The 24,072-nt window shown below is 34.5% G+C and carries 19 protein-coding genes and 1 tRNA gene; 12 read left to right on the top strand and 8 right to left on the bottom strand.

Translation table 11 applies throughout. The annotated features are described in order from the left end of the window. Positions 1–3: 3 nt before the first annotated feature. Positions 4–405 (bottom strand): helix-turn-helix domain-containing protein, encoded by a 402-nt coding sequence (locus BZG02_RS06990; RefSeq protein WP_101260709.1) that lies wholly within the window; start codon positions 403–405, stop codon positions 4–6. A gap of 218 nt (positions 406–623) precedes the next feature. Then, positions 624–2,021 (bottom strand): tRNA uridine-5-carboxymethylaminomethyl(34) synthesis GTPase MnmE, encoded by a 1,398-nt coding sequence (gene mnmE / locus BZG02_RS06985; protein ID WP_101260708.1) that lies wholly within the window; start codon positions 2,019–2,021, stop codon positions 624–626. Between the two features lie 190 nt (positions 2,022–2,211). Between mnmE and BZG02_RS06980 the strand changes: the two genes are divergently transcribed. Together BZG02_RS06980 and BZG02_RS06975 are read left to right on the top strand one after the other, a co-directional pair. After that, the gene (locus BZG02_RS06980) at positions 2,212–2,547 is read left to right on the top strand and encodes a DUF6686 family protein (RefSeq protein WP_101260707.1); all 336 of its coding nucleotides are present in this window, start codon (positions 2,212–2,214) and stop codon (positions 2,545–2,547) included. A gap of 47 nt (positions 2,548–2,594) precedes the next feature. After that, positions 2,595–2,948: a hypothetical protein gene (locus BZG02_RS06975; RefSeq protein WP_101260706.1), complete on the top strand. Its 354-nt coding sequence runs from the start codon at positions 2,595–2,597 to the stop codon at positions 2,946–2,948. Positions 2,949–3,043: 95 nt separating this feature from the next. Here BZG02_RS06975 and BZG02_RS06970 read toward each other — a convergent pair whose 3' ends face one another. Both BZG02_RS06970 and BZG02_RS06965 read right to left on the bottom strand, forming a co-directional pair. After that, a complete protein-coding gene (locus BZG02_RS06970; RefSeq protein WP_101260705.1) occupies positions 3,044–3,667 on the bottom strand; it encodes a YqaA family protein in 624 nt (207 codons plus the stop codon). A gap of 193 nt (positions 3,668–3,860) precedes the next feature. Next, positions 3,861–4,157, bottom strand: coding sequence for a hypothetical protein (locus tag BZG02_RS06965; protein ID WP_143470429.1), 297 nt, complete (start codon positions 4,155–4,157; stop codon positions 3,861–3,863). A gap of 471 nt (positions 4,158–4,628) precedes the next feature. Here BZG02_RS06965 and nhaA point away from each other — a divergent pair, with 471 nt between their 5' ends. The 3 genes from nhaA to BZG02_RS06945 all read left to right on the top strand — a co-directional run bounded on the left by nhaA (position 4,629) and on the right by BZG02_RS06945 (position 7,332). Next, positions 4,629–5,963 (top strand): Na+/H+ antiporter NhaA, encoded by a 1,335-nt coding sequence (gene nhaA, locus BZG02_RS06960; RefSeq protein ID WP_101260703.1) that lies wholly within the window; start codon positions 4,629–4,631, stop codon positions 5,961–5,963. A gap of 241 nt (positions 5,964–6,204) precedes the next feature. After that, positions 6,205–6,286, top strand: a tRNA-Leu gene (locus BZG02_RS06950). 101 nt (positions 6,287–6,387) lie between these two features. Further along, complete coding sequence (locus BZG02_RS06945; protein ID WP_101260701.1) at positions 6,388–7,332, top strand: NAD(P)H-dependent flavin oxidoreductase; 945 nt, start codon at positions 6,388–6,390, stop codon at positions 7,330–7,332. Here BZG02_RS06945 and BZG02_RS06940 read toward each other — a convergent pair. Then, entirely contained in the window at positions 7,324–7,839 is a 516-nt protein-coding gene (locus BZG02_RS06940; protein WP_101260700.1) for a DUF6155 family protein, read from the bottom strand. The genes BZG02_RS06945 and BZG02_RS06940 overlap by 9 nt on opposite strands. A gap of 781 nt (positions 7,840–8,620) precedes the next feature. Between BZG02_RS06940 and BZG02_RS06935 the strand changes: the two genes are divergently transcribed. Continuing rightward, positions 8,621–10,318: a hypothetical protein gene (locus tag BZG02_RS06935; protein ID WP_101260699.1), complete on the top strand. Its 1,698-nt coding sequence runs from the start codon at positions 8,621–8,623 to the stop codon at positions 10,316–10,318. A gap of 294 nt (positions 10,319–10,612) precedes the next feature. On the opposite strand, the gene BZG02_RS06930 is transcribed toward BZG02_RS06935, so the two are convergent. The 3 genes from BZG02_RS06930 to BZG02_RS06920 all read right to left on the bottom strand — a co-directional run bounded on the left by BZG02_RS06930 (position 10,613) and on the right by BZG02_RS06920 (position 17,298). After that, a complete protein-coding gene (locus BZG02_RS06930) occupies positions 10,613–12,034 on the bottom strand; it encodes a glutamate synthase subunit beta (protein WP_101260698.1) in 1,422 nt (473 codons plus the stop codon). Between the two features lie 80 nt (positions 12,035–12,114). After that, positions 12,115–16,635: a glutamate synthase large subunit gene (gltB, locus tag BZG02_RS06925; RefSeq protein WP_101260697.1), complete on the bottom strand. Its 4,521-nt coding sequence runs from the start codon at positions 16,633–16,635 to the stop codon at positions 12,115–12,117. Positions 16,636–17,007: 372 nt separating this feature from the next. Continuing rightward, a complete protein-coding gene (locus BZG02_RS06920; RefSeq protein WP_101260696.1) occupies positions 17,008–17,298 on the bottom strand; it encodes a hypothetical protein in 291 nt (96 codons plus the stop codon). A 969-nt stretch (positions 17,299–18,267) separates the two neighbouring features. Here BZG02_RS06920 and BZG02_RS06915 point away from each other — a divergent pair. From BZG02_RS06915 to BZG02_RS06890, 6 genes are all read left to right on the top strand, one after another. After that, positions 18,268–18,837 (top strand): GNAT family N-acetyltransferase, encoded by a 570-nt coding sequence (locus tag BZG02_RS06915; RefSeq protein WP_245868063.1) that lies wholly within the window; start codon positions 18,268–18,270, stop codon positions 18,835–18,837. A gap of 66 nt (positions 18,838–18,903) precedes the next feature. Continuing rightward, a complete protein-coding gene (locus BZG02_RS06910) occupies positions 18,904–20,103 on the top strand; it encodes an argininosuccinate synthase (RefSeq protein ID WP_101260694.1) in 1,200 nt (399 codons plus the stop codon). A gap of 2 nt (positions 20,104–20,105) precedes the next feature. Then, entirely contained in the window at positions 20,106–21,071 is a 966-nt protein-coding gene (gene argC, locus BZG02_RS06905) for an N-acetyl-gamma-glutamyl-phosphate reductase (protein WP_101260693.1), read from the top strand. A gap of 11 nt (positions 21,072–21,082) precedes the next feature. Further along, the gene (locus tag BZG02_RS06900) at positions 21,083–22,216 is read left to right on the top strand and encodes an aspartate aminotransferase family protein (protein WP_101260692.1); all 1,134 of its coding nucleotides are present in this window, start codon (positions 21,083–21,085) and stop codon (positions 22,214–22,216) included. Next, positions 22,213–22,992 (top strand): acetylglutamate kinase, encoded by a 780-nt coding sequence (gene argB, locus BZG02_RS06895; protein ID WP_101260691.1) that lies wholly within the window; start codon positions 22,213–22,215, stop codon positions 22,990–22,992. Before BZG02_RS06900 ends, argB begins: the two co-directional genes overlap by 4 nt. 3 nt (positions 22,993–22,995) lie before the next feature. Next, positions 22,996–24,066, top strand: a complete 1,071-nt coding sequence (locus tag BZG02_RS06890; protein ID WP_245868062.1) for a M20 family metallo-hydrolase — start codon at positions 22,996–22,998, stop codon at positions 24,064–24,066. Positions 24,067–24,072: the final 6 nt, after the last annotated feature.

Here is a 24,072-nt window from a genome sequence, read left to right as displayed (position 1 = left end):
TCATCAGTTAAAAAGATTATCAATTTCGGAACGTGGTATAATGGTTCTTCTGCCCAGCTTACCTGCTTTTATGTCTTCTCTTTGAATCATTCGTTGAATTGTCCATCTGCTTGCACCTAATAAAATGGCAGCTTCTTGAACGCTTAAAAACTCCTTATCTCTAAGATTGATAAAATTGCCTGTTTGAATTGGCAGACTTTGCAGACTTTGCAAGTTTTCGGAATTTGCAGAAGTAACGGATTTGATTTGCTCCTTTAGAGTAGCCTGTACTTTTTCCTCTCTCTTGATTTGCTTGTAGTGTCGGGAATTACAAGTTTTTGAGCAATACCGTGTTGTAGTGGTTTGGGCAACAAATGCCTGACCACAATATTGACAGAATTTCGGAATTTTAATGTTACTACTCATTTGGTGCTTATTAGTGCCTGATATTGCTCGGTGGTGCTGATTGGTGCATCATTTCACCAGTACCTACTAATTTGTGCCTTTGGGCAACAAATTTGTTGTTTGAGCAACAACTGGGCAACAAAAATAAGCAATAAAATGCAATTGGGCAACAAATAAGAGAAGAAAGTGAACCTATAAACCTAACAATAGTAGGCAGTTAGCAAATAAGAGAAGGATAACTACTTTCCGATGCAAAAATTCTTAAAGATATTCCCTAGAACCTCGTCAGTAGATATGTCCCCAGTTATCTCTCCAAGGAAATGAAGACATTCGCGAATATCCTGAGCAAGAAAATCGGTTGGAATTTGATTTTCCAATCCGTTATTTACTCTGTCTATACTACCTAAGGCATTTTTAAGAGCTTCAAAATGGCGAATATTGGTTACAATTACATCTTGCTCATTAATTTTACCCATATTAACGGTTTTTAAAAGTTCGTTAGTTAGAGTATCTATATTTTGTTTTTGTTTGGCCGAGATCAAAATGATTTTGTCTTCGGTTTTTAATCCAACTAAATGCTTTGCGACATCCTGTGGATCAGGAATTAGATCAATTTTATTAATACAAACAATTAATTGTTGAGTATCACGATCGATCGTTTGATTTACTTTTAGAATAGAATCATTTATGGCTTCAATGTCACGGTCGGCATTTATCAATAGCAGAACAATTTGAGCCTGTTTCATCTTGCTGTAAGTGCGTTCAATTCCCATGCTTTCAATACGATCAAGAGTTGTTCTAATTCCGGCAGTATCAATAAAACGGAAGGTAATTCCGCCAAGGTTAATTGTATCCTCAATTACATCGCGTGTTGTTCCTGCAATATCAGAAACTATAGCTCTATCTTCGTTTAAAAGTGCATTTAACAGAGTCGATTTTCCCACATTTGTATTTCCTACAATAGCAACAGGAACCCCGTTCTTAATAACATTCCCTAACTCAAAAGAGTTGGTTAATTTCTGAATTAAGCTTTGTATTTCGTTTACCAAATTAGTCAACTGAGTTCGATCTGCAAATTCAACATCTTCTTCTCCAAAATCAAGTTCCAATTCAATTAGGGATATAAAATTCAATAATCGACCGCGTAAATTGGCAATTTCATTCGAAAACCCACCACGCATTTGTTGCAACGCAACTTTGTGTGCAGCTGCCGAACTAGATGCAATTAAATCGGCGACAGCCTCTGCTTGAGAAAGGTCCATCTTCCCATTTAAAAAAGCACGTTGCGTATACTCTCCAGGCTTGGCGCTTCTCGCTCCGTTTTTTAGTAAAACCTGAAGGATGCGATATTGAATAAAAGGTGCACCATGACAAGCAATTTCGATGCTATTTTCGCCGGTATAGGAGTGAGGAGCTCTAAAAATACTTACCAGAACCTCGTCGATAATTTCATTGCCATCTTGAATGGTTCCAAAGTGAACTGTGTTCGCCTTTTGCTCACTAATTTTTTTTGAACTTGCTGCGGTAAATACTTCATCGCAAATTGTAAGAGCATCAGCTCCCGAAAGGCGCACAATCGCAATTGCTCCATTCCCTGGGGCAGTCGAAATTGCGCATATAGTAGTTTGATCTATCATAGTAATGCAATTGTAATAATGAAACACAAAGATAAAAGAGAATAACGATTTTTGGGTAATTCGTGATTGCTTTTCAAAAAATTACACCTATTCCCAATTTAGATTTATTGAAAAATCATTATTTCTAGGTATTGATTTCATCAAACAGAGATTATAAATTTGTAATGGAACTTAAGAAATACTTTTGACTATGATATATAATAGAATCTCTAATGGATCACTGTTTAGATGTGATTCCTGCAAATTAATTCATCTCGAATTTAATAATATAAATATTAATTTTCCAAGTGAAGAAAAGTATCAACAGTTTGCTGAATACATTCACGAATTGGATATAGAAAAGGTCGTGCAAAAAAATGCTCACTCCCCATATCATAGAAAAATAATTATTCCTATAAATGGTGGAGCTTGTAATTATATTCTGCATGCAGGGGAGTTGAGCGATCTAAAAAGATTGTGTATTCGTCAATTGAATAATCAGTTTCCGAGTGATGCAAAACTTGAGATTGATTTTAGTTTAAACTAGAAATTGTTTTCTATTTTTGATGTGAATTCAGAATTAAAAGTAGGAGAATGAAAAATATTACTGGTCGCTGGACATTTAATGAAGATTTTGGTTTTGGCAAAGATGAAGGTTTTGCAGAATTTACTCAAGAAGGTGAGATCATAAAAGGAAAGGTAGTGTATACCGAGAGAATTGACGATGAAATTCCATTTAGAGTTCAACAGGAAGTAGAAGGGACTTTTGATGGGGTACATCTTACGATTACTGGAACTTCGGTAGAGCTTTTAGATGTAGAAACTCAGTTTGAATATCATTTGGATACTTGGGAAGGAATCTTGAATGCAAACAATCAGATTGTAGGGCATAGTTACGACGATCATGATTGTTTTGGGGTTTTTGTATTAGAATACATTGACCTGTAATTGAATCTATATCAATGATATATGGTAAAAGTTCGATGCTTTATGTATCGAACTTTTTTGTTTTGCTTAGAGCATTTTGTACTTAGTGAAGCATATTAATTCATAATATTAAAAATTGCCAGAGCGAATAAGTAAAAACGTAAAAAACGGAACAATCCGTATAAAAGATATTTTTTAAAGCTAAAATTAATGATTCCAGAAGCCATGCTCACCATAGAGAATGGTAGTGGTAATAAGGCACCAACAACAATTAACAGACCACCCCATTTTTTTAGGTTAGTGATATGCTTTTGCATTTTGTTTTCTACTGTTTTTTTTACAACTGGAATGCTGAGCACTGTTTTCCCGATAAAATAGGATACACAACCTCCCAAATACGAAAGCATAGCCAGTAGGAAAAGATTAAGTCCCGGATTGGATAGTGTTTTTACCCATGCAATAAATAATTCGGGAGGAATTAAACCTAATAGCGATTCTGAAGTAAAAAAAATCGTGAATACGCTAATTGGCGAATAATCTTTAGTGATTTCATGAAATAAACTATGAAAATCCACCACATAGTATTCTATAAAAAGAACAAGACCAACCAGAACAGCAAATGGAATTGCAACCTTCTTTAAGCTCGATCCAATAAATTGGTAAAAGCCTGTGTAGGAATAATATTGGTGAAGAAGTTGAATTTTTGGTTTGCGATTTTTTCGCACAATATTTGATTTCATTAATTATAGTACTGGTTGGGTTATCAGAGAAATACAATAAAATGTATGCCTTAAAATATCTTGGTATGACTGTTTTTTTTTCAATCTAAAGATATCTTATTCATTGCTATGAATTTGAAGTGTTTATACAATTCCTTAATTCTTAATCAAGAGTGAACATTGCAATAACAACAAATTAATATGGAAGTAAAATTTAAGATTGCGGAGGTGGTGATTCCAGTTTTCCTTTGTCGCAACTACTTAGATTAAAGCTTAATTTGCTATAAGTATTAGCCTTGAAAGCGAAAAATTTAATTCTATTAATAGAGAACAAATCCAAATCTGAAGCTTCACTATCATGGTATTCCGAGGCAGCTTCATCTGTTTCTGGCAGAAGGTCAGCAACCAATGCATGCTTATTTTCCTGCTTTACTACAATCATCTGTTGTATGATTGGTATCACAAGAAATAGTATCGATAAGAGAACCAATAAAACAGTTGGATTTTTCATGAATCAAAATTCTATACGCAAATGTATCAAAAAATTCAATTGTAAGGTAAAAGGGTGGTTAATTTAGAAAAGGATTTTTACTTTGCACTTAGTTTTAGTTTACCGATACAAATAGATCATTATTTTATGGACTCTTTATTGATTTGAGTTATTTAATAGTAAGACTCCTACGTAAATTTTAGGGATTTAAACCTGATGAATTCATAAAGCCGAATTATAAACTCAAATTAGGTAAAGATGTGGAGACTATCTGTAAAAAAGACTTCTTGTTCTATTAGTAAATGTGGGAAGTAAGCTCTTTTCCTTTCTCTTTTTAGTTTTGATTTTCAATTAAAATTAAATAGTTTTAAACTTATGAATTGAGAAAAAAAATGAAAATTATTTCCAGAAAATTTAAATTAAATTAGAAGCAAGGTGTCAGTTTAATAAACTCTACAAAAAGAGTGGATACTAAGTGAGAATAAAAATAAAATGATGATACAATTTTTGAAAGAAAAAAAAATATTTGATCGAATTAAAGATCCTCTTGTCGAGTTTATGCGAATGGAAGCATTCGGAGGAATAGTGCTGATGTTTTTTACCATTTTAGCAATGGTATTAACTAATTCTATGTTTGGAGAATCCTTTTTAGCTTATTGGAAACAGCATTTTGGAATCCATTTCGGAGAGTGGGAGCTAAGTAAAACTTTAATACATTGGATTAACGATGGCTTAATGGCAATTTTCTTCTTTGTAGTAGGCTTAGAAATTAAACGTGAAGTACTTACTGGTGGTTTGTCATCAATTAAAAAGGCTAGCTTACCAATTTTTGGTGCTATTGGAGGTATGGTAGTGCCTGCATTAATCTATATTGCTTTTAATTTATCAGGATCAGGAACACATGGATGGGGTGTTCCAATGGCAACAGATATTGCTTTTGCCTTAGGAATATTGCTTCTTTTAGGAAAAAGAATTCCTACATCGCTTAAACTTTTATTAACCTCTATTGCAATTGTTGATGATATAGGCGCAGTAATTGTTATTGCTTTGTATTATACAAACCAAATAGATTGGATTTACCTTCTTTATGGAGGAGGAATATATGCTATACTATGGGGGCTTAATTTGCTGAAAGTTAGAAAACTACCAATATTCCTGTTTTTTGGTGTATTGCTTTGGTTTACCCTACTTAAATCGGGGGTGCATGCTACTCTTGCGGGTATTTTACTAGCATTTACAATTCCTGCACACGCAAATCGAAATGTTAGCGAATTTATTCGATCGAATACAGTATTATTGAAAGAATTAGGAACAACACTTTTAAAAGATAAAAAATTAAAAGAGAAAAAAATACAATCTTCAATTACTGCAGTAGAAGGGAATTGTATCGAAGTAATATCTCCTTTAGAGCGATTAGAACATTTTTTCCACCCTTGGGTTGCCTATTTTATAGTCCCTTTATTTGCATTCTCAAATGCAGGAGTAATTCTAGGAGGGGATGTAATAAGTAATATTCTAAATCCTATTTCTCTAGGGGTAATTTTAGGATTGTTTTTAGGAAAACCAATTGGGATCTTTCTATTTTCTTATTTGGGTGTGAAAATGGGTTTTGCTCAAAAACCTAAGAAAATTTGTTGGTCGCAAATTATTGGAATTGGTTTTCTGGGAGGAATTGGTTTTACGATGTCATTTTTTGTCTCGCAACTTGCTTTTTCTGATCCCTTAATTTTAAATCAAGCAAAAATTGCAGTACTAGTAGCATCAGTTATGTCAGGATTACTTGGATTTATTATTTTGAAAATGGTGAGTTCAAAAGTCGAGAAATAGATGTTTTTCCTTACTAAATTCATTTTTCAAAGGCCGAAACAATTGTTTCGGCTTTCTTTTTTATTTTTACGGATGAAGTATTCATAAATTTTTTTATTTTTTTTATAATGCGATGAGCTTGTAATTCAGAGCGTTTAGTGCTGTAATGCCTATTATTAAAGAGTTGTAGTGTTTTTTTTCTAGCAAAAACATTTGGAGGATAAGAAAAAATCCCCATCTTTGCATCGCAATCAACAGAAACGCGGATGTGGCGTAATTGGTAGCCGCGCTAGACTTAGGATCTAGTGCCGAGAGGCGTGGGGGTTCGAGTCCCTTCATCCGCACAAAGAGACTGATACGAAAGTATTAGTCTCTTTTTTTATACTAATCTCCACTTATAAATTCTCGATTTTCTTTGTACCTTCTTAATATCAATCCTTTTATTATGAAGAAAAAATTTAGTCTGAGCCAAATTCTAGGAATAGAGCATTCAATATTGCTCGCACCTATGTTTTTAGTAAGTAATTCCAAAATGGTAATTGCTGCATTACAATGTGGTTGCACTGCTGCAATTCCAGCTCTAAATTACCGAACAAATAAGGAATTACGTGAGGCTATAGTGAAAATCCGTCACGCAAGTTCTAAACCTTTTGGAGTCAATTTAATTGTAAATAAATCCAATCCAAAATTAGCATCTCAATTAAAGACATTGATTGAATTAAAAGTGGATTTTATAATTACCTCCTTAGGAAATCCTAAAGATGTTATTGTAGCCTGCAAACCTCTTGGGATAAAGGTTTTTTGTGATGTTATAGATGTTGTTTATGCCAAAAAAGTAGAGGAGCTGGGAGCAGATGCTATTATTGCAGTTAATTCACAGGCTGGCGGACATTGTGGTAATTTGTCTGCAAAAGAATTGATGCACCAGTTGATTCAATCTATATCATTACCAATTATTGCGGCAGGAGGAGTTACTTCTAAAAAGGATGTGACGCAAATGATGGAGTGGGGTGCTGCTGGCGTAGCAGTTGGAACCATTTTTATTGCTACCCACGAATCAGATGTATCCCAGGAGTATAAGCAGGCCATGATTCAATACAATTCAAAAGACATAGTAACATCAACCAAGTTAACTGGTTCTCCTCTTACCGTAATTAATACCAAATATGTACAGAAAATAGGAACAAAAGCAAATTTTTGGGAATACCTCATTAATCATAGTTCCATTTTAAAAAAATATGCAAAATTAATTCTTGCTTGGCAAGGAATGAGCAAGATAAAAAAGGCTGCATTTAGAGTAAGCTATAAAAATGTTTGGTGTGCTGGCCCAAGTATCAAGGCGGTCCAAAGAGAACGTTCCGTGCAAGAGGTAATGAAAGAGTTACTGTAATGTGTTTTTTAGTTGATTTTCAAAGCTTCTCCAGCCAACCCAATTTTGTGTTTCTACATCGGTAACAATGCCTGTTAACCGAGAGGTAAAGTCTTTTCTGATGCCATTTTGATCCAGATAAGTTATTGCTTCAGTAAAAGATTTAAGCATACTCTTGTAAAATGCTTCTTTATGGATATATTTTTCGGACGTATAGGTAAGAGCTATTTCAATATGGTATAGCATCACATCTGCAATAAGACCAGGTTCTACGCCAAGTTTTTTAAAATGACGAATAAAGTTCTGAGCAACAGAACGCCTCATTTTGGCTCTACGGCCTGATAAAGGAAAATATTCCTTCGAGATTTTAAATTTACAGTCTTCCAAGAGTTTATTTTCTTGCGGATTAAATGCAAAATCGTAAAACTCCTTTACTTCTTTAAATCTGGTATAAAGATCAAGAATTTGTTCTTGAAGCTGTTTCTTATTTAATGGTTGAAGGTATTCTTTTAGTTCACGTTTACTCATATTTAAATTTCAGAAAAGTTAAAGTTATCACTGGATTTTAGATTTACTAATAAATTATATTTTTTTGTGTGCTTATGCTACTTTTATTAGGTGTATAATTTGAATTTAATTAAAAAGAAAAATAGATGAATTTAATCTCCAAAAGCAACAATTACTGCTTTTTGTTTAATTTAAATTAAAAATTCAAGCAGTTTTTAGGCTGTCGTTTAATTTTAATCCTACGAAACTGCAGATTAGTCATTTAATAATGTGTTTTAATGTAAATAATCTAGGTTACCCACTTACACTTCCGTAAATTTATTTTGTTGATTAAAAAGAGAGCTGATATTTAATTATGCTTTAAACATGTTGAATTTTCTATTTATTCCAGTATCAGTAGGAAGTTGTTATTTTTATTTAACATTGTAAATTAAATTTTAAAATATAATTGTGAATTACGCATTGAAATTATTAAGATTTTTTCATTTAGGTATGCAAGCATGCCTTTGGATGATATCTTCACTTCTAATAGGTAATTTAAATCCTAAATTAAATATATCACTTCAGTTTCAGACGATCCCTTTTTATTCAAAACATCCTTTTCAGAAGAAAAATTGATTTAGAAAAGAAGGGATATCAGTTTTCGAAACAAAAGTACATTTTCCAACTTCAAAATTAAATTTTAATAAAAATAAACTATTTAAACCGGATGAAGTTTTGAATCTTTTTAAACTACAACCATAAAAATTCAACTAAGAAAAACTTCATCGAAATATTCATTTAAACCTTAAAAAATTCTACAATGAAAAAATTAATGTTAATTATTACGGCTGTAGTTCTTACTACAAGTGTATCTTTAGCTCAGGTCAACCAATCAAATGTTGATCAAACAGGTACCGATAATGGTGCCACTGTTGAGCAAGTCGGTCTTTTAAATATGAGTGATGTAGCACAGATTGGAAATGATAATACTGCTGGTGTTACTCAATCAGGAATGCTTAATCAGTCATTCATTACAACATGGGGAAGTGCTAATTCAGCAATGGTGAACCAAATGGGGACTAATTATTCTACTATTTTTCAGTGGGGAAATGATAATAGTGCTGATGTAACTCAAACAATGGGTAATCATTCCACTATTAATCAGTTTTGGACAGTTAATAACTCAGCTAGTGTGGAGCAATATGGTTTTAATACTTCTGTTGTTAATCAATTTATAGGTGTTGACAATATTGCTGGTGTATATCAGTGGGGAATGAACTATTCAGAAATTAATCAAACGTTTAGTGAATGGGTTGAGGCATATGTAGAGCAATATGGATTTTTTAATGAGTCATATGTAAATCAATCCAGCGTTTGGGATATTGCAAATGTACTTCAAGATGGTTGGTTTAACTTATCGTATGTTAATCAGGAAGATAATTTCTGGTCGAATGCATTAATTAATCAATATGGTGACTATAACTGGGCTAAAGTAGATCAAGCTGACGGTTATCGTGATTTTGCAGGTATTATTCAAGATGGTTATGCAAATCAAGCAAGAATTCGTCAATATGGTAATGAGAGTAATTGGGCTGGTATTGTTCAAACAGGAATGTTCAATTTAGCCGATGTTTATCAAGTTGATGGAATTGTTAATTCTTCTTACGTTACACAAGAAGGTAATGCTAACTGGGCTTTCACAAATCAAATTGGTGGTTTTTTCAACGATATTGAAGTTGAGCAGTTTAATAATTTCAATACAGCTGTTGTTAATCAAAATGAAGGTGAGTTTAATACAGCATACGTTGGACAATCAGGAGATTGGAATTTAGCTCAAATTAAACAAGAAAAAGGAGCCAATAACTATGCAGGTATTGCACAGGTTGGTAATGTTAATAATGCTTCTATTAAACAAATTAAAGGGGAGATGAACTGGGCTGGTTTAGTGCAAATTGGCGATTTTAATAAGGCTACAGGAATTCAAAGAAAAGGATCTGGTAATGAAATGTATTCAGAACAAGCAGGTAATGAGAATACTGTAATGATGAAACAAATTGGTGGCGAAGTAAATATGGCCGAAGTTTACCAAATTGGAGATAATAATTACACCTATACTAAACAAATTGGTGGAGTTAGTAATTCCATTTTTGTAGAACAAGAAGGAACAATGAACTATACCGAAACTTATCAGTTTGGTGGCGAAGGTAATCTTGCTATAGTTAATCAATTAGGCAATCATAACTATTCTGGTATTTTGCAACAAAATGTAACTAATTCTGGTGCTGATGTAAATCAATCAGGTGATTTTAACGAATCTGTTATTCTACAGTACAATGGTGATGCCAACTTTGCAATTGTTACTCAAACTGGTGATTATAACTATTCTGGAATATTACAAGATGGTTCTTTTAATGAAGCAGAAGTTACTCAAGATGGTTTAGGACACTTAAGTGTTGTAATGCAAAATGGTAATGGAAATAGTGCTTTAGTTGAGCAAGCTAATACAGTTAATCCGTAAGAAAGTATTTAGCTGTCTTTATTTCTAAAGACAGCTAAATTTAAAAAATTGAGTTGATTTTGTTTTAAAGTTTGAGTCAACTTTAATTAGAAATGAAATCTAGAAAGTATTCGTAATTTGTGTGGTTGTAAATTGCGAAAGTGAATTAGATTTTATTAAGAGCGAGATAAGGAATGTTCAATTTGGGCATTCCTTATTTTTTGATACAAAAAGAACCGATAGTCATCTTTGTCGAGATTAAACTATCGGTCCTAACCACTTAACTGCCTATGTCTAGTGTTAAATTTTGTAGTTTTAAGCGTTTAAATATTTATGTATGGAGAGCGCGGTTTTACGACCATTATCTAATGCTCGAACAACCAAACTTGCACCTGATGCAGCATCTCCAGAACAGAATATTTTTGAATTTGAAGTCTGTCCTTTGGCATCAGTTTTAATATTTCCTCTGCCATCTAATTCAAGACCTAATTCATTAACTAACCCTTCGTGTACAGGATGAACAAAGCCCATTGCTAATAAAACTAAATCAGCATCAATAGTTTCTTCTGTTCCTGGAACTTCACTCATTTTAAATTGACCTTTTTCATCTTTAGTCCATTCAACCTGCGAAATAGTTAATTTTTTCACTATTCCATCCTCACCAAGTAGCTCTTTAGAGCCAAGAGACCATCTTCTTTCACAGCCTTCAAGGTGAGAGCTGGAGGTTCTTAGTGTTTGTGGCCAGTAAGGCCAAGGATTTTCTTCAATTCTTTCTTCTGGTGGTTTGGGTAGTAATTCTATCTGTAAAACAGATTTTGCTTTCTGACGAATTGAAGTACCAACACAATCGGAACCAGTATCACCGCCACCAATTACTACAACACTTTTACCTTTAGCAGAAATTCTTTCCTGCTTGGTAAATTCGTCGCCACGAATTAATTTATTTTGTTGTTTAAGAAAATCCATTGCAAAATGTACACCTTCTAGTTCACGACCTTTAATTGGTAAGTCGCGAGGCTTCATAGCACCAATAGCTAGGCAAATGGCATCGTATTCAGCTTCCAATTCGGCAAAGGAAACATCTCCGCCTACATTCTGATTTGTTTTGAATTCTATTCCTTCCTCAATAAAAAGTTCTAATCGCCTGTCAATAACACCCTTATCTAATTTAAAATCAGGGATGCCATATCGAAGCAATCCCCCAATAGCATCATCTTTTTCAAATACGGTTACGCTGTGTCCTGCTCTGTTTAGTAAATCAGCAACCGACAATCCAGCTGGTCCTGAGCCAATTACAGCAACTTTTTTACCAGTACGCTTTTTTGGAGGTCTAGCTTTAATATATCCATATTCAAAAGCCTTTTCAATAACGGCAGCTTCATTTTCGCGAATGGTTACCGGGGAATTGTGTAAAGCCAAAACACATGATTTTTCGCATGGTGCGGGACAAATTCTTCCAGTAAATTCAGGGAAGCTATTTGTCGAATGCAATATTTTGCTTGCTTCTTCCCAATTTTCGCGATAAACGGCATCTTGCCATTCCGGAATTTTGCTGGCGGTGGGGCATGCCCAATGACAAAAGGGAACACCACAATCCATACATCGGGCAGCTTGATCTATTCTGTCCTCCAGATTTAAGGTTTGTTCCACTTCTCCAAAATCACCAACTCTATCTCTTACCGGACGGTAACCGGCTTCTTTTCTTTTTATTTCTAAAAAACCTTTCGGATTTCCCATATTCGTTCTGTTTGTTAATGAATAGTGCGGTAATTAAAGGAAAGGATTAATCTTTCACTTACTCCTTTCCTTAAAATTAATTACTCGTGAACTTCTGTTTGCGATTGAGCGGCTTTTAATTTCCGGTGAATCTTCTTCAGTTTTTTCTCCTCAAGTACTTTTTTATACTCATATGGGATTACTTTCACAAAATGTGGCAGATATTCTTCCCAATGGGTAAGTATTTTAGAGGCAACACTACTCTGAGTTAATAACAAATGTTCGTGGATCATTCCTTGAAGCTCATGAACATCTTGCATATTTTCAACTGGCTCGAGGGAAACAAGACTCTTATTGCAAAAATAATCTAATCGCCCTTCCATATTAAGTACATAAGCAATTCCACCACTCATACCTGCGGCAAAGTTTCTTCCAGTTTTCCCTAAAATTACAACTCTACCTCCGGTCATATATTCGCAACCATGATCGCCTACACCTTCGACAACTGCTATACTTCCTGAATTACGAACACAAAAACGTTCTCCAGCCATTCCTCTAATAAAGGCTGCCCCGCTAGTTGCTCCATAAAGAGCAGTGTTTCCAATAATTATTTGTTCTTCAGGTTTAAATTTACTTTTCTCCGAAGGATATACAACCAGTTTTCCTCCTGATAAACCTTTTCCAAAGTAATCATTAGAGTCCCCAATCAAACGGAACGTTATTCCTTGTTCAAGAAAAGCTCCAAAACTTTGACCGGCAGATCCTCTAAAAATGCAATGAATAGTATCCTCTTCTAAAACTTTTTTTGGTTTCATTAAGGCAACTTTACCCGAAAGCATAGCTCCTGTGGTTCTGTCTGTATTGTTTATTTTCTGATCGATCCAAACTTTTTCCCCATCGTGTAAGGCTTTTGAAGATTGTTTAATTAGCTCATGGTCAAGAACTGTACCAATAGATTTAATTTTAGCATTCATCCCACAGATCGTATGTCCATCTGTTTTTGGTAAGTGAATTAAATTGTCGATGCTAACGGTTTTGGCTTTCCAATTAGTGATATCTTTTCGTTTGGTTAATAAATCAGAACGTCCTACTAAATCATCAAATTTTCGAATTCCTAATTCAGCCATTAATTCCCGACACTCTTCTCCTAAAAATGTGAAGTAGTTTACCAACCATTCAGAACGTCCAAGGAATTTTTCTCTTAGCTCTTTATTTTGAGTTGCAATACCGACTGGACATGTGTTAAGATGACATTTACGCATCATTACACATCCGAGTACAACTAAGGCACTTGTAGCAAACCCGAATTCTTCAGCTCCTAATAAAGCCATAGAAATAATATCTCTACCCGTTTTTAACTGTCCATCAGTTTGTAATTTAATACGACCTCGTAAGTCATTCATTACAAGTGTTTGTTGCGCTTCAGCTAATCCTAACTCAACAGGCAAGCCTGTATGTTTAATTGAACTTAAAGGACTTGCACCTGTTCCACCTTCGCAACCTGCAATCACAATAAGATCTGCATTTGCTTTAGCAACACCCGCGGCTACTGTACCTACACCATTTTCTGAAACTAATTTTACACTAACACAGGCTGTTGGATTTACATTCTTTAAATCGTAAATCAATTGAGCCAAATCTTCTATGGAGTAGATATCATGATGTGGAGGAGGAGAGATCAAAGTAATTCCTGGTGTAGAATTTCTAAGTTTTGCAATAATATTGTCTACTTTAAATCCCGGTAATTGACCACCTTCTCCTGGTTTTGCACCTTGAGCTACTTTTATTTGTAATTCATCCGCATTTACAAGGTATTCGGTATTTACACCAAATCGACCAGATGCAATTTGTTTGATGGAACTTCGAGCACTTGAATAAAAGCGCTTCGAGCTTTCTCCACCTTCACCAGTATTACTTCTACCACCTATTTTATTCATGGCAATAGCTAAGGCTTCATGAGCTTCCTTTGAAATAGAACCATAAGACATAGCGCCAGTACAAAATCGCTTCATTATTTTTTCCACTGGTTCCACCTCACTGATATCAATTGGGTTCTTTTTATATTCAAAGAATCCTCTTAAGAAGTTTGGCGAAGCGGTTTGCTTATTTACAATAGTGCTGTATTCTTTAAACTTACTGTAATTGTTTGTTCTTGTTGACCATTGTAATAATCCTATTGTTTCAGGATTCCAGCTATGTGGTTCTCCATTTTTTCGGTAATGTATGTTCCCATTATTGGTCAACAAATCCTGATTATCGAAAGGATCTTCTGGGGAATAAGCTTTTTTGTGATGACATAAAATTTCTTCTGAAATTTCTTTCAATCCTATTCCTTCAATTCTAGAAATTGTGCCTGTGAAATATTTGTCAACCACATCCTTACTAACCCCAAGAGCTTCGTAAATTTGGGCGCCTAAATAGCTTCCAATGGTTGATATTCCCATTTTCGACATCACTTTAAGTAGTCCCTTATCTACAGCTTTTATATAGTTTTTACGAGCTGTTTTGTATTCCAGACTAATTCTTCCGTCTTTTACCAATTTGTCAATAACCGCATAACTCATGTATGGGTTAATTACACTTGCTCCATATGCAATTAGTAAGGCAATATGATTTACTTCACGAGCCTCGCCTGTTTCCACAACAAGTCCAATCTGCATCCTCTTTCTTTTTTTAATAAGATGATGATGAACGGCAGCTACTGCTAACAGTACTGGAATAGGAGCCATGGTTGCTGATAAATTCCGATCCGTAAGAATAATATAGTTTTTTTGTTCGTCAACAGCTTTTTCCGCTAACAAACAAATTGAATCCAAAGCATTCTCTAATCCAGCTCCATTTTCCGATGCCTTAAACAGCATGTCAATGGATTGATGTCTGAATTCTTCGTGCTTAAGCTTCTTAATTTTTCCTAAATCGGTATTTGTGATCAGCGGACTCTTAAAACGAATTAACTTACAATGTTGGGCTGTTTCATCCAAAAGATTCTTTTGAACTGCACCGATATAATTTGTTAAATCCATCACCAAATTTTCACGTATCGAATCGATAGGAGGATTGGTTACTTGAGCAAATAATTGTCGAAAGTAGTTGAAGAATAACTGTGGTTTTGGTGATAAAACAGGTATTGGCGCATCATTACCCATTGATCCAACAGGTTCTTGTGCACCCGTTGCCATTGGAAGAAGAACTCTTTCAAAATCTTCTTTACAATAGTTAAATGTTTTTTGACAAATATTAAAATGATCTCCAATATCTGAAGGTACTCGTTTTTCAACGGGAATAGCCTTTAGGTCTAAACGATTCTCCTTCAGCCAGTTTTGATATGGATTTCGATAAGTCAGTTGAGATTTCACTTCCTGATCTGGTATAATAATTCCAAGCTGGGTATCAACAAGTAATAATTTACCAGGTCTCAATCTTCCTTTTTCTTTAATCTCTTCGGGTTTAAATTGTTGAATTCCAACTTCGGAACCCATAACAATCATGTCATCTTGAGTAATTACATAACGAGAAGGGCGCAGACCGTTTCTATCTAAAGTTCCTCCAATATATCTTCCATCGGAGAATACAAGCGAAGCTGGTCCATCCCAAGGTTCCATAAAGGTGGAGTGGTATTCGTAAAATGCTTTTAAACTATCTGGGATAGGATTTTTTTCATTCCAAGATTCAGGCACCATCATACTCAAAGCATGTGGCAAGCTTCTCCCGGTAAGGAATAAAAATTCAAGAACATTATCGAAAGAAGCAGAATCACTCTTGTTTGGTTCAACAACAGGGAACAGTTTTTTGATATCTTCGCCATACATCTCTGATTTTAGAAGAGATTCACGAGCTTGCATCCATAAACGATTACCTTTAATTGTATTAATCTCACCATTATGAGCGACAATACGAAATGGCTGAGCTAAATCCCACGAAGGAAACGTGTTAGTGCTAAAACGGGAGTGAACCATCGCAATAGCACTTTCCATACGGTCATCTTGAAGATCCCCATAGTATTTTCCTAACTGGTCGCTTGCAAACATTCCTTTATAAACCAATACTTTGGAGGAAAGGCTTGGGATGTAAAACATCTCCTTTTCCTTCATCTTAGTGGCACGAATGTAGCTTTCAGCTTGTTTTCTTGCTAAATAAAGCCGACGTTCTAACTCATCTTGTTCGTAATTTCCACCAACAAAAATTTGTTTGATTACAGGTTCCGATTGTCGAGCAATCTCTCCAATGGCATCTGTGTCAGTAGGTACATCCCGTAGTTGAATAAATTTCAATCCTTCTTCTTCCAGAATTTGGATAAGTACTTCAATACAGAATTTTTCTTCAGTTTCGTCTTTTGGTAAAAAGATTAAACCGGTACCATACTTTCCAGCTAATGGAAGTTTAATTCCGATTTTTTTGTAGAAACTGTGAGGCAATTGCATTAAAATTCCAGCACCATCACCACTTACATTATCGGCACCACGTGCACCACGGTGTTCCATATTGCATAGCACCTCCAGTCCACGAGTAATTATCTCGAAAGATTTTTTTCCTTTAATGTTGGCGACAAAGCCAATCCCACAATTGTCATGTTCGTTCTGAGGGTCGTAAAGACCCTGTTGTTTTGGTCTAAGGTTTCGCATAGGCAATTTTTAGTGCGAAGCCAGGAAATGATTTTAACTTTTAAATTTAAGGACATGAAAAAATGAATAGAAATCCCCATTCTATATCATTTAGTAACGATTTTTAAAAATCCGACAATCGTTGCCTTAACTTAAGAAACACCCAAAGATGGAGGTGATTAATTTTTTGCTTGTCTAATCCGTTCAACAAATATAATACAAATAAATCTAAAATAGCAATTATTATTGTTAAGCTAGTTAGCGAAAACGTTTGAGAAGAAAAAAAAACATGATATTTATCATTGCAATGGTTTGCATGATATTCAATACATTAGAGAATTGAAAAAATGAGAATATAAATTATCCAAAGAATATTTTATCGATAACTATGCTTTATGGTATTATGTTGTGTTGAGCGTTTTCAACTACAGTTTGTACTTTAAGAAGTTTAAGTAATCGCTTTTCAATCCATTTAGGAAGGTATTTTCCATATTTTAATATGAATTGTTTCCCCAAAATATAAAGGGAAGAATAGAAGAAAACTTTATTCAGTACATACACAGATGCTGTTAGTAAAATAATTTTACTAGAACCAGATAGAATAAAAGGTAAGGATAAGTAGAGGAAGAAAGTAATAATAGCTAAACCCAACAGCACAAATCCAACAATTTTTTTTAACTCCATGGTATTACAAATCTTTTAATTTTAGATACTTAATTGAATTCTACGGCGCAAGTTATAAATGGTTAGTGAAAAATTGAATTTAAAAGTGTTAAAAATACATAACGTCTTGTTATTTAGACGAAAAGAAAGGTTTTGCAAATTAAATTTGATTCTTGTATTCATTGGTTTTACAGTGAAAATATTCAATTAATAAAATGAGGTCTATAATTTAATAGAGTATTGAAGTAAAAAGAGTATGGTTTTTTTTATGCAAAGGTTATAAATTAGTAGGGCTTGAAAAAAAAACTTGATTTATTAGGATATTACTGATTTTTGCATTTATCTTTGTAGACAACAAATAAAAAGAAGCATGGAACATATGCAAATTATTCGACGACGCTTTATTAGATCTTTATCGCAACGATAAGGTATAAGCATTGGTGTAATTTTTTCCAAGCTTTCCCTGTCGGAAAGCCTTTTTTTTGATTAACAAACAAGGAAAATTTAATAAATGATTTTATTTCACAACATACTACGACGAAGACAGAGTGCTCCCTTAGGGAAAGCGGTTGGTGTCTTATTGTCGTTTAATCAGTGATTTACAACAATATTTAAAGGCTTACCGTTTTTACCGGTAAGCCTTTTTTTTGAACTAATTTTTACAGAAACAAATGAAGCAAATCATCTATACTCAAAGTCGACGCCATTTGCGCAGTAACTGTTACCCAGGAGGAACAGATGAGCTTGCTATTTCTGTAATTGAAATATCGTAATTTATAAGCTTACTGTTCACGGACTGTAAGCTTTTTTTGTATAAACTAAAATTAAAAAAAATGAATTTTTTCAACTCCTTAGATTTTCGAAGACGATGTTTTCGAGAGCACAACAATCAAACCGCAAGAGCGGACTTTTTTGTAGAATTAAATAATAGGTGGTTATGCTTAACTGCGGTAGCACTTTTTTGGGAAATTTAGTCTTAGTTAGAATAAAATGATAGATACATCAATGGAAGTTGAGCAAAAGTTAAGTGTCATTATAGCAGGTTTGAGGCATTACGATTATGCCCAAGAAATTTGTGATATGATTGAAAGTGCAGCGAAAATTCGCGGTACAGGAATTGCAAAAAGAGAACCTTTGTACATCGTACAAAAAATTCAGGAAGGAAAGGCAATCATTGCCTTTGATCAGGAGAAAGTAATAGGTTTCTGCTATATAGAAACCTGGGAACACGGCAAGTATGTTGCTAATTCGGGACTTATTGTCGATCCGGATTACAGAGCGGTAGGTTTAGCTAAAATGATTAAAGCTAAGGCATTCGAGTTATCCAGAAAACGTTATCCTGAGGCCAAAATATTTGGACTCACCACCAGTCTTCCTGTAATGAAAATCAATTCAGAATTAGGGTATAGACCAGTTACCTTTTCGGAGCTAACTACTGATGATACATTTTGGAAAGGATGTAGCGGTTGTGTGAATTACGACATACTGCAACGAACCAATCGAAAAATGTGTTTGTGTACTGGTATGCTTTACGATCCCAATAAAAAGGAGAAAAAATAATTTTGAAACGTAAGCAATTTTATCAATTTATGAACAAGATTTTAAAAATCTACAAAAAACAATATAATGACATCAACTAAGAAAAAAGTAGTATTAGCATATAGCGGAGGTTTGGATACAACTTACTGTGCACTTTATTTATCTAAGGAGTTAAACATGGATGTGTACACAGTTTTGGGGAATACAGGAGGCTTTAGTGATGCAGAATTGGCTGATATAGAGAACAGAACTAAGCAACTGGGGGTTGTACAGCACGCTTCTCTGGATATTACCACAGAATACTACGATAAATGTATTAAATACATGATAATGGGAAATGTTTTGAAGAACAATACTTATCCATTATCTGTAAGCTCCGAAAGAGCTTTTCAAGCTATGGCAATCGCTCAATTTGCCCATTCTATTGATGCGGATTATATCGCTCACGGCAGTACCGGAGCAGGTAATGATCAGATAAGATTTGATTTGATCTTTAAAATAATGGCTCCTAATGCCGAAATTATTACTCCTACAAGAGATATGGAGTTAAGCAGGGAAACGGAGATCAATTACCTAAAAGAAAATGGCATTTCAGCCAATTTCGAAAAAATGAAATATTCGATTAATGCTGGAATTTGGGGAACAAGTATTGGTGGTAAGGAAACATTAACATCAGATCAACCATTACCAGAAGAGGCTTATCCTAAGCAAGTTGTTAAAACGGAATCGGAGAAACTAATCATTGGTTTTGAAAAAGGAGAATTGGTAAGTGTAAATGGCGAAAAAGTAAAACATCCACTCGAAGCAATTAAAAAAATTGAAGCTATTGGATCTCAATTTGGCATTGGAAGAGATATGCACATTGGCGATACAATTATTGGGACAAAAGGAAGAGTCGCTTTTGAAGCTGCTGCACCCTTGATGATTATAAAAGCTCATCAAACGCTGGAAAAACACACGCTTACCAAGTGGCAAATGCATTGGAAAGAGCAAATTGCAAATTTCTATGGTATGCTACTGCACGAGGCTCAATATTTAGAGCCAGTAATGAGAAATATGGAAACTTTTCTGGTTGATTCTCAAAAGAAGGTGACTGGAACAGTTATTTTAAATTTAAATCCTAAGCATTTCTTTGTGGAGGGAATTACTTCACCAAACGACTTAATGACTGATTTATTTGGTCAGTATGGAGAAAGTAGCAAAGGATGGACTGCTGATGATGCAAAAGGATTTACCAATATTCTGGCGAATTCATTGAAGATATATTACACCGTAAACAAACAATAATTATGGTGAATGTAGGAATTATAGGTGGAGCAGGTTATACGGCAGGAGAGTTATTACGGATATTGATCTGGCATCCCCAAGCACATATTAATTTTGTTCAGAGTACAAGTCATAGGGGACATCCAATTTCGGATGTCCACCGAGATTTGTTAGACGAAACTAACTTGATGTTTTCCGAAGCAGATTTTCAGGCAATTGATGTTTTATTTATTTGCTCGGGACATGGGAAAACAAAATTATTTTTGGAAGAGAATGTTTTGCCAGCAAACGTGAAAATTATCGATTTAAGTACTGATTTTAGACCGAGAACAAATGGAAATGGATTCGTTTACGGCTTGCCCGAAATAAATAAGGAAAAAATTGAGCGTGCGGATAAAATTGCTAATCCAGGATGTTTTGCTACATGTATTGAATTGGGATTATTGCCTTTAGCGAAAGAAAATAAATTGAAGGAAGAGGTTCATGTTAATGCGATTACCGGATCAACCGGAGCAGGTCAGAATCCAACAAGCACTTCACATTTTAGCTGGAAAAACAATAATGTATCGGTTTACAAAGCATTTACTCATCAGCATTTGGCTGAAATCACAGAAACAGTTTTACAACTTCAGCCAAACTTTAATAAATCGATCAATTTTATTCCTGTAAGAGGAAACTTTAGTCGAGGAATAATGGCAACCATTTATACAGATTGTGATTGGTCTGTTGAGGAAGCCATTGAAAAGTACAAATCATATTATAAAAATCATCCATTCGTTTCAATAACCAATATAGTACCCGATGTAAAACAGGTTGTAAATACCAATAAATGTGTATTGTACCTTGAAAAACATGGGAGTAAACTGATGATTATTTCAGTGATTGATAATTTATTGAAAGGTGCTTCTGGTCAGGCAGTTCAGAATATGAATTTATTATTTGGAATGCCGGAAATATTAGGACTAGGATTAAAGCCGATTGGATTTTAAAAAAAAGCAAAATGGAATTATTTAACGTATATAATTGTTACGATATAAATTTGGTAAATGGAAAAGGATCCTATATATCGGATGATAAAGGAAATAAATATTTAGATTTTTATGGCGGACATGGCGTAATTTCAATTGGTCATAGTCATCCACACTATATTTTTAGAATTGAACATCAACTTCATTGTTTAGGTTTTTATTCAAATGCAGTAAGAAATGATATGCAAGAGAAGTTAGCCAGTAAATTGGGGGTTCTTTCAGGATATGATGATTATAATCTATTTTTATGCAACTCAGGTGCTGAAGCAAATGAAAATGCTTTAAAAGTAGCATCTTTTCATACAAGGAAATCTAAAATTATTGCGATAAAAGGTGCTTTTCATGGACGAAGCAGTGGTGCTTTAGCAATTACCGATAATCCTGTTTTATCGTCAGATTTTAATGCAAAACATGAGGTTGTTTTTGTTGAAATGAATGATATTTCTGCTCTAGAAAAGGAAATTAGTAAAAATGATGTTGCCGCAGTAATTATAGAAGGAATACAAGGTGTAAATGGAGTTATTGAACCTGGAACTGAGTTTTTGAAAGCTGCAGAAAGTTTGTGCAAAAGTCATAAGGTAATTTTAATTCTCGACGAAGTTCAATCGGGTTATGGAAGAACAGGGAAATTCTTTGCACATCAACACGCAGGAATAAAGGCGGATATTATCACAACAGCTAAAGGAATGGGAAACGGGTTCCCAATTGCAGGGGTGATTATTTCGCCAGCTATAAAAGCTTGGAGTGGAATGTTGGGAACAACCTTCGGAGGAAGTCATTTGGCTTGTGCAGCAGGAATGGCTGTATTGGAAACAATTGAAGAGGAAAAGCTAATTGAAAATGCAACTGAATTAGGAGATTATTTAATTTCTAAATTAAAAGACGATAAAGCAATAAAAGCAATAAGGGGAAAGGGATTAATGATTGGTCTTGATCTGGAAAATATGCCTAAAGTTAGAAAGCAACTTCTTGAAGAATTTGGAATTTTTACTGGATCATCTGGTAGTTCAACACTTCGTCTGTTACCACCACTTTCAATTACTAAAAAGGAAGTAGATCAATTCATTCATGCATTTCAAAAAATAACCCAAATTGTACCAGTATGATAGATTTAACAGTAGTAAAAGTTGGAGGAAACGTAATTGACGATCCCGAAAAACTAAATGATTTTTTAGATGCCTTTTCGAATTTAAATGGCAAGATTGTTTTGGTTCATGGAGGAGGGAAGCTTGCATCTGATTTAGCTGGCAGTTTAGGTGTTCAAACCAAAATGGTTGATGGTAGACGAATTACGGATGCAGAAAATCTGAAATTGGTGACCATGGTTTATGCTGGTTTAATCAATAAAAATATTGTTGCAGCTTTACAAGCTCTTGGCGTTAATGCGATGGGAATGTGTGGTGCTGATTTAGATTTAATTAGGGCAGAGAAGAGAAGTAATTCAAAGGTTGATTTTGGTTTTGTAGGTGACATTACAGCAGTGAATACCTTGGCATTATGCAAGCAAATTGAATGTAATTCAGTGCTGGTAATTGCTCCAATTACTCACGATGGAAACGGTCAGTTATTTAATACGAATGCAGATACTGTAGCAACGGAAGTTGCAGTTGCTTTGAGTCGTTTTTACAAAGTAAAATTGGTATACAGTTTCGAAAAGCTTGGTGTGCTGATAAATCCAGATGATGATAGCAGTGTAATGCCAGTTCTTTCAAGTGAAAAATGTGCAGAAATGGTAAAGCTGAATAAAATAAATACTGGAATGTTACCCAAAACACAAAATGCATTCTATGCCTTATCTAAAGGAGTTGAAGAAGTGGTAATTGGGAATTTTGTTTCCATTGAAACTAATCATTCTTCAGGAACACAAATCGTTAATTCTTAGCTTATGGAGATGGATGTAAAAAAGTATAGCGAAATAGCTTTGAGCACTTTAAAACAACTAATTTCAATTCAATCCTACAGTAAAGAGGAGCATAAAGTTGCCGATTTAATAGAGCAAAAATTGAATGGTTTTGGTTATCAGGTTCACCGAAAAGGAAATAATGTTTGGGCTTACAATAAGGATTTTGATGATAATAAACCGGTTCTGTTACTAAATTCTCATTTGGATACAGTACATCCTTCTGAAAAATATACCAAAGATCCTTTCAATCCGGAAGTAACTGATGGTAAATTATACGGTTTGGGGAGTAATGATGCTGGAGGGTGTTTAGTGTCCTTATTTGCTAGTTTTCTTGCTTTAGAAGGGACAAATCAGGCATATAATCGTGTTTTTGTAGCTTCGGCAGAGGAGGAAATATCAGGAACCGGAGGTTTTGAGTTGGTGCAGGATGAAATTGGTCGTATAGATGTTGGTATTGTAGGAGAGCCTACGCTTATGGAAATGGCTATTGCCGAAAAAGGTTTAATGGTGTTGGATTGCGATGCAATTGGGGTTCCAGGACACGCTGCCCGTAACGAGGGAGTAAATGCTATAACTATTGCAATGAGAGATATAGAATGGCTTCATTCCTATAAATTCGCTTTAGAATCGGAAATGTTGGGTGCAGTTAAAATGACTGTAACCCAGATTAATGCAGGGAAACAGCACAATGTTATTCCATCCTCCTGCAAATTTGTTGTGGATGTTCGTACAAACGAGCATTATTCTAACGAAAAAGCATTTGCAATTATCGTCGAAAAATTAGAAAGTGAAGTTACAGCAAGATCTTTCAGAATGAATTCTTCTGGAATTCCTTTGGAACATCCTCTTATTCAAAATGGAATAAGTTTAGGCATGACTTATTATGGTTCGCCAACGACCTCTGATCAAGCGATAATGAAGGGATTTCCAACTTTAAAATTAGGACCTGGAGATTCTGCCCGATCTCATACTGCCAATGAGTTCATCTATATTGATGAAATTGAGAATGGAATTAAAAAATATTATAACTTGTTGAACGGTTTGAAGATATAAGCCTAA

This window comes from Labilibaculum filiforme, assembly GCF_002843315.1.
In the GTDB taxonomy this organism is placed as follows: domain Bacteria; phylum Bacteroidota; class Bacteroidia; order Bacteroidales; family Marinifilaceae; genus Labilibaculum; species Labilibaculum filiforme.
Note: the sequence above shows the minus strand (reverse complement) of the source record. Positions and strands in the feature narration are given on the sequence as shown.

Excerpts from the sequence above, each read along its gene's own strand:
- BZG02_RS06920 (WP_101260696.1), bottom strand. The coding sequence starts at position 17,298 with ATGGAGTTAAAAAAAATTGTTGGATTTGTGCTGTTGGGTTTAGCTATT.
- BZG02_RS06900 (WP_101260692.1), top strand. The coding sequence starts at position 21,083 with ATGGAATTATTTAACGTATATAATTGTTACGATATAAATTTGGTAAAT.
- BZG02_RS06945 (WP_101260701.1), top strand. The coding sequence starts at position 6,388 with ATGAAGAAAAAATTTAGTCTGAGCCAAATTCTAGGAATAGAGCATTCA.
- BZG02_RS06930 (WP_101260698.1), bottom strand. The coding sequence starts at position 12,034 with ATGGGAAATCCGAAAGGTTTTTTAGAAATAAAAAGAAAAGAAGCCGGT.
- BZG02_RS06975 (WP_101260706.1), top strand. The coding sequence starts at position 2,595 with ATGAAAAATATTACTGGTCGCTGGACATTTAATGAAGATTTTGGTTTT.
- BZG02_RS06935 (WP_101260699.1), top strand. The coding sequence starts at position 8,621 with ATGAAAAAATTAATGTTAATTATTACGGCTGTAGTTCTTACTACAAGT.
- mnmE (WP_101260708.1), bottom strand. The coding sequence starts at position 2,021 with ATGATAGATCAAACTACTATATGCGCAATTTCGACTGCCCCAGGGAAT.
- gltB (WP_101260697.1), bottom strand. The coding sequence starts at position 16,635 with ATGCGAAACCTTAGACCAAAACAACAGGGTCTTTACGACCCTCAGAAC.
- argB (WP_101260691.1), top strand. The coding sequence starts at position 22,213 with ATGATAGATTTAACAGTAGTAAAAGTTGGAGGAAACGTAATTGACGAT.
- BZG02_RS06980 (WP_101260707.1), top strand. The coding sequence starts at position 2,212 with ATGATATATAATAGAATCTCTAATGGATCACTGTTTAGATGTGATTCC.
- BZG02_RS06965 (WP_143470429.1), bottom strand. The coding sequence starts at position 4,157 with ATGAAAAATCCAACTGTTTTATTGGTTCTCTTATCGATACTATTTCTT.
- argC (WP_101260693.1), top strand. The coding sequence starts at position 20,106 with ATGGTGAATGTAGGAATTATAGGTGGAGCAGGTTATACGGCAGGAGAG.
- BZG02_RS06890 (WP_245868062.1), top strand. The coding sequence starts at position 22,996 with ATGGAGATGGATGTAAAAAAGTATAGCGAAATAGCTTTGAGCACTTTA.
- BZG02_RS06990 (WP_101260709.1), bottom strand. The coding sequence starts at position 405 with ATGAGTAGTAACATTAAAATTCCGAAATTCTGTCAATATTGTGGTCAG.
- BZG02_RS06910 (WP_101260694.1), top strand. The coding sequence starts at position 18,904 with ATGACATCAACTAAGAAAAAAGTAGTATTAGCATATAGCGGAGGTTTG.
- BZG02_RS06940 (WP_101260700.1), bottom strand. The coding sequence starts at position 7,839 with ATGAGTAAACGTGAACTAAAAGAATACCTTCAACCATTAAATAAGAAA.
- BZG02_RS06970 (WP_101260705.1), bottom strand. The coding sequence starts at position 3,667 with ATGAAATCAAATATTGTGCGAAAAAATCGCAAACCAAAAATTCAACTT.
- BZG02_RS06915 (WP_245868063.1), top strand. The coding sequence starts at position 18,268 with ATGATAGATACATCAATGGAAGTTGAGCAAAAGTTAAGTGTCATTATA.
- nhaA (WP_101260703.1), top strand. The coding sequence starts at position 4,629 with ATGATGATACAATTTTTGAAAGAAAAAAAAATATTTGATCGAATTAAA.